6 protein-coding genes are annotated in these 6,000 nt (G+C 69.0%); 4 read left to right on the forward strand and 2 right to left on the reverse strand.

Annotated elements, in window-relative coordinates; translation table 11 throughout:
- Positions 1 to 94: 94 nt before the first annotated feature.
- Positions 95 to 1,240, reverse strand: a complete 1,146-nt coding sequence (locus tag H3O04_RS07925) for a helix-turn-helix transcriptional regulator (RefSeq protein ID WP_078040975.1) — start codon at positions 1,238 to 1,240, stop codon at positions 95 to 97.
- 302 nt (positions 1,241 to 1,542) lie between these two features.
- On the opposite strand from H3O04_RS07925, the gene H3O04_RS07930 reads away from it, so the two are divergent.
- The 4 genes from H3O04_RS07930 (at position 1,543) to H3O04_RS07945 (ending at position 5,282) form a co-directional block, all read left to right on the forward strand.
- Positions 1,543 to 2,589 (forward strand): porin, encoded by a 1,047-nt coding sequence (locus H3O04_RS07930; protein WP_202587468.1) that lies wholly within the window; start codon positions 1,543 to 1,545, stop codon positions 2,587 to 2,589.
- 21 nt (positions 2,590 to 2,610) lie between these two features.
- Positions 2,611 to 3,819 (forward strand): MFS transporter, encoded by a 1,209-nt coding sequence (locus tag H3O04_RS07935; RefSeq protein WP_202587469.1) that lies wholly within the window; start codon positions 2,611 to 2,613, stop codon positions 3,817 to 3,819.
- A gap of 14 nt (positions 3,820 to 3,833) precedes the next feature.
- Entirely contained in the window at positions 3,834 to 4,943 is a 1,110-nt protein-coding gene (locus H3O04_RS07940; RefSeq protein ID WP_034201611.1) for a class II histone deacetylase, read from the forward strand.
- A gap of 111 nt (positions 4,944 to 5,054) precedes the next feature.
- The gene (locus tag H3O04_RS07945; RefSeq protein WP_006478569.1) at positions 5,055 to 5,282 is read left to right on the forward strand and encodes a hypothetical protein; all 228 of its coding nucleotides are present in this window, start codon (positions 5,055 to 5,057) and stop codon (positions 5,280 to 5,282) included.
- Positions 5,283 to 5,386: 104 nt separating this feature from the next.
- Here the strand turns inward: H3O04_RS07945 and H3O04_RS07950 are convergent, their stop codons facing one another.
- Positions 5,387 to 5,683: a hypothetical protein gene (locus H3O04_RS07950; RefSeq protein ID WP_011549602.1), complete on the reverse strand. Its 297-nt coding sequence runs from the start codon at positions 5,681 to 5,683 to the stop codon at positions 5,387 to 5,389.
- Positions 5,684 to 6,000 lie beyond the last annotated feature (317 nt).

Below are 6,000 nucleotides of genomic sequence, written 5' to 3' on the forward strand. Positions count from 1 at the left end.
GAAGCTGACGAGCATAACGCTCAATGGTTGCGGACACAACCAATCCGGCAACGCAGTGCGCATCGCGCCGCATCCGTTCGTGGGTTCGTGGGCCTCAGCGCGGCATCCCGCCGGCTTCCATCGCCTCGTCGTCGGTCGCGCCGCCCGTCGCGCCCAGCACGCCGGCGATCTGGCTCTTGTCGTGCATGCCGAGCTTGCGGTACGCGCAGCGCAGGTAGTGACGCACGGTCGTCGGCGAGATCGCCATCTGCTGCGCGACCTCCTTGTGCGAACGCCCGGCGCCGTAATAGCGGATCGCCGCGAGTTCGCGCGGGCTCAGCCGGTCGAGCAGCGAGCGCGGCCGCGCTTCGATCTGGAACAGCCCCGCAACCGGCACGCACTGGATACGTAGCGCGTCGCCGACGAACGGCTGGCCCGACTGGCGTCGCAGGTGCGCGACGAGCGGCTCCGGCACGCGCGCGCCGGCCCACGACGGCCATTCGGTGCGCAGCACGTCGTCGAAACCGTGATCGGCATGGTGCAGCACCCCGAAGTTGTCGCACAGCGCACGCGCCGCCGGCGCGACCGTGTCGGCGCGTTCGCGCGTGAGCTGCGCGGCGCGATTGATCGTCAGCGCGGCGGCCAGATGCGGGATCACGTCCTCGAAACACCGCGCGTCGTCGTCGCTGAACGGCCGGTTCAGGCCCTGGCGGTAGATCGACATGAACGTCGTCAGGCCGAAGCGGCGATCGAGCGTACACACGCACATCAGCTGTGCGAGCCCGTACTTTACGCACCAGTCGCGAAACCGCGCATCGAGCCCCGGCTCGACGACCGTCAGCCGCACCGCGCGGCCGTGCGCGCCGTGCAACGTGCGGTGCGCGAGCGGATCGCAATCGCGCACGCGCTTCCAGTCGGGGAAGAACGCATGCGGCAACCGGTACAAAAAGCTGTTGTGCATAACCGGGCCGGTCGGCACGTGGGTTGCGACGCCGGTCCACGCGGCATCGAACGGAATGAGCGCCTGCAGCAGCGAAAAGAACCGGCATTCGAATTCGCCGATGGCGGACTGCGCGGCCACCGCGTACAGGTCGAGCAGCATCAGCCCGAGTTCGCGCCGCGCCGCGTCGCCGCGCGCGACGCCGTCGAAATCGGCACGCCGGGACGGCCGCGGCGGCCACGCGAATTCGTCGAGCACGATGGCGGCCGGCACGTCGCGCAGCACGTCGAGATCCTGCCCGATATCCGTCGTGATCCTCACTTTCCGCTCCCCTGCCCGGTCGGGCTGCTGATGTGCGCAACGACACCGGCCGATTATAGCCAGCGGCTTTTTTGGCGGGCGACGGCGCCGGAACGCTCGCCAGCCCCATCCATTTGAACGGTGCGCCGCACGTTGCTGCTGCGCAGCACGGTGCACTGCGCCATCGCGCGGCGTTCATGCCGTGCACCGCGGGTTTTCCGCACCGTTCATCTGGACGACTGTTCGACTGTTTTCCCGCTGCGGACACTGCGTCGCGACAACACCAACGACAAACCGATGCAGCACGGTATGGAGAACCCCACGTGACGACACCCCGCTTCATCCGCACGGCCGCGGCCGCCGCGACGCTGGCCGCATGCGGCGCCGCGGCGCACGCGCAGTCCGCCCTCACGCTGTATGGCGCGCTCGACGCCGGCGTGCAATACCTGACGCACGCCGACGGGCATCGTTCGGCCGTGCGGTTGCAGAACTACGGCATCCTGCCTTCGCAGGTCGGGATCAAGGGTCACGAGGATCTCGGCGGCGGCTGGCGCGCGCTGTTCAAGCTCGAACAGGGCCTCAACCTCAACGACGGCACCTCGACCGTGCCCGGCTACGCGTTCTTCCGCGGCGCATACGTCGGCATCGCGGGGCCGGTCGGCTCCGTCACGCTCGGCCGCCAGTTCAGCGTGCTGTTCGACAAGACGCTGTTCTACGACCCGCTCTGGTACGGGTCGTACAGCGGCCAGGGCGTGCTCGTGCCGATGAACGCGAACTTCATCGACCATTCGGTCAAATACCAGTCGCCGACGTTCGCCGGCTTCGACGTCGAGGCGCTCGCCGCGACTGCCGGCGTCGCCGGCAATACGCGCGCCGGACGCGTGCTCGAGCTCGGCGGCCAGTACACGAGCAACGGCCTGTCGGTCGGCGCGGTGCTGCACCAGGCGCACGGCGACGTATCGGCGGCCGACGACGCGTCCGCGCGGCGTCGCGAACTCGGCACGCTCGCCGCGCGCTATGCGTTCGCCACGCTGCCGCTCACCGTCTATGCAGGCGTCGAGCGCCTCACCGGCGACCTCGACGCGGCGCGCACGATCGTCTGGGGCGGCGCGCGCTACCTGACGTCGAACGGAATCGGCCTGAACGCGGGCGTCTACCACACCGATTCGCACACGCCGACGATCGGCCATCCGACGCTGTTCATCGCGAGCACCACGTATGCACTGTCGAAACGCACCGTCGCCTACGTGAACCTCGGCTATGCGCACAACAGCGGCCAGAGTTCGCAGACCGTCTACGAATACGACCCCACGCCGCTCGCCGGCGCGTCGCAGTTCGGCGCGATGGTCGGCATGTACCACCTGTTTTGATTCCTTCAACGAGACCCCGCCATGAAGACCCTGTCCCCGGATGCTTCACTCTCACCCGACGGCCGCGCGTCGACGTTCGCGCGCTCGACGCTGGTCGCGCTCGTCGTGTTCGCGGCCATCACGCCGCTGTTGCTGCTCGTGGCGCCCGCCGTCGCCGGTCAGCTCGCGACGCAACTCGGCTTGTCCGCGTCGCAGATCGGCACCTACTTCTTCGTGGAACTCGGCGCGTTCAGCCTCGCGACCGTGCCGTCGTACCTGTGGCTCGGCCGCATCGACGCGCGCCGCGTCGCCGCGTTCGCCGTCGCGCTGTTCGGCGCGGGCAACTTGCTGACCGCGCTGTGGATGCCGGGCTTCGCCGCGCTGCTCGCGCTGCGCGCCGTCACCGCGCTCGGCGGCGGCTCGCTGATGGTGCTCTGCATGACGAGCGCGGCGACGAGCCAGAACAGCGACCGCGTGTACGGCCTGTGGGTCGTCGGCCAGTTGATCGCGGGCGCGATCGGCCTGTTCGTGTTGCCGCACGTGTTCGTCGCGTTCGGGCTGCGCGCGCTGTACGTCGCGCTCGCCGGGCTCGCGCTGCTCGCGGCGCCGCTGTCGCGCGGCTTTCCGTCGTCGCTCGGCGCGCGGACGGCAGCCTCGCGCACCGCGCGCGGCGATGCGCCGCCCACGCCGCGACACTTCGTCGTGCTCGCCATCGGCGCGGTGCTGACGTTCTATCTCGCGATCGGCAGCGTGTGGACGTTCGCGAGCCGCGCGGCGGCCGAGGCCGGGCTCGACCCGCAGACGACCGGCAACGTGCTCGCGATCGCGAGCGTGATGGGGATCGCCGGCGCGGCGCTCGCGTCGTGCGCGGGCGGCCGGCTCGCCCGGCGCGCGATGCTGGCGGCCGGTTACGCGCTGCTCGCGGCGTCGCTCGTCGCGCTCGCCGCGATGCGTGACACCGGCGGCTACGGCGCGGCGATCTTCGCGTTCAAGTTCGCGTGGACCTTCGTGCTGCCGTTCATCCTCGCGACGGTCGCGCAGATCGACACGTCGGGCCGCCTCGTCGCGACGCTCAATTTCGTGATCGGCGCGGGGCTCGCCGCCGGCCCGCTGCTGGCCGGCCTGATGCTCGACGCCGGCGGCACGATGCGCACGCTGTTCGTGGCCGCGACGGCCGTCGCGATCGTGTCGTTCGCCGCGCTGCGCCACATCGATCGCCGCGCACGCCCTTCCGTTTCCTCCCAACCGTGACAGGTCACGCCTCCATGAATCGCACTGCCTTTTTCACCGACGAACGCACTTTCTGGCATACCGGCGGCACGCACGCGCTGTTCTTCCCGGTCGGCGGCTGGGTCCAGCCGCCGTCGAGCGCCGGCTACGCGGAATCGCCCGATTCGAAGCGCCGCTTCCTGTCGCTCGTACAGGCGTCGGGCCTCGCCGCGCAGCTCGACCTGCGCGGCGCCGCGCCCGCGACGACGGCCGACCTGCTGCGCATTCATCCGGCGCACTATCTCGACGCGTTCCGCGCCCTCAGCGACGCAAACGGCGGCGACCTCGGCGATCTCGCGCCATTCGGCAAGGGCAGCTACGAGATCGCCGCGCTGTCGGCCGGCCTCGCGATCGCGGCGGTCGATGCGGTGGTCGGCGAGCGCGCGGCGAATGCGTTCTCGCTGTCGCGACCGCCCGGCCATCACTGCCTGCGCGACCGCCCGATGGGCTTCTGCATGCTGGCGAACATCCCGATCGCGATCGAGGCCGCACGCGCGAAGCACGGCATCGAGCGTGTCGCGGTGATCGACTGGGACGTGCATCACGGCAACGGCACGCAGTCGATCTACTACGACGATCCGGATACGCTGACGATCTCGCTGCACCAGGACCGCTGTTTCCCGCCCGGCTACAGCGGCGCGGACGATCGCGGCGAAGGCGCGGGCATCGGCGCGAACCTGAACGTGCCGCTGCTCGCCGGCAGCGGCGACGACGCGTACCGGTATGCGTTCGAGCGGATCGTGCTGCCGGCGCTCGCGCGCTTCCGCCCCGAGCTGATCGTCATCGCGAGCGGCCTCGACGCGAGCGCGGTCGATCCGCTCGCGCGCATGCAGCTGCATACCGACAGCTACCGGTTCATGACGCGCGCGGTGAAGCAAGCCGCGCAGCGCCATTGCGGCGGGCGGCTCGTGATCGTTCACGAAGGCGGTTATTCGGAGGCGTACGTGCCGTTCTGCGGGCTCGCGATCGTCGAGGAACTGGCAGGCGTGCGCACCGAGGTCGCCGATCCGATGCTCGACCTGGCGATCGCGCAGCAGCCGGGCGAGCGGTTCGTCGCGTTCCAGCGCGAACTGCTCGACGAACTGGCCGCGTCGTTCGGGTTGTAACGCGCGGGAACGGACGTGACGGGGCCGGCCCACGCCGGCCCTTGCGCGATCCGTGCGGATGGGGTTTCCTGTGTCTTTACCCCTGTTCCGGCACGAGGCCGCACTCTTCCGATGAAATCGTCCCCGCGCGACAATGACAACACCAAAACGCGCCGCCAGCCGTCGAAGCTGGCCCTGAACATCGCCGCCGTGACGGTCGGGCTCATCACGTTCGCGATCGGTGCGGCGTGGGTGATCTATAGCTGGGTCGTCGATCGCGAAGCGCAGTATTTCGCGATTCCGCTGGTGTTCTCGGTACCGGTGATCGTGGCCGTCGCGATCCGCAGCTTCTGGGAATAGGCGCACCGGAAACGACGAAGCGCCGCGGTCAGGCGACGCGCGGCGCTTCGTATCGTGTTTGCTTCAGTTGAAGCGGCGCGCTCCGCGATCCGCTTGCCAGCGAATCACAGGCCAGGCAGCGGACACGGATTCGGGGCTGCGCCCTGATATCCGCCGGCGACGGCACCCAGCGCGGCGCCGGCCGCCAACGTGCCGAGCGTTTTCAGCACGCCCTCGGTCGACAGCGGCTGGCCGTTGCCCGATATTGGGCGCCCCGAGTACGCGGTGCATGCCGACGACGATGCGACCGTCTTCACGGGTTTGGCGCTCCACGCGATATTGTCGGCAGGCGTATTGGCGAAGGCCGGCGCGGCCAGCATCAGCGCCAGAATGGAAATCGGGATACGGAAGGTGTGTTGCATCGGTGGCCCCTCGGTGTCGTCGTGCTGCTTGTATGAAAAGCGAGCACGATATTACACGCGGCCGATTGCTCGGACGAGGTCCGGATGTGTGGCGAGGAAGCCGGCATCAACAAAAAAGCGCTGCGGTCAGCCGACCGGCAGCGCTTTTTCGCGAACGGCCCCTGACAGGGTACGTTCGACTTCTGGTGCGTGAGGCCGGACTCGAACCCACCCACAAACAAAGGAACGCTGCGCGCCATGGGAGAATAATGGGGACGAAAATGCAATCGTGGCGCAATACCCGGATCGACACGTCGCCCCCTTGACACTAGCACCAA

It is taken from the genome of Burkholderia sp. KCJ3K979 (genome assembly GCF_016759955.1).
Lineage (GTDB): Bacteria > Pseudomonadota > Gammaproteobacteria > Burkholderiales > Burkholderiaceae > Burkholderia > Burkholderia orbicola.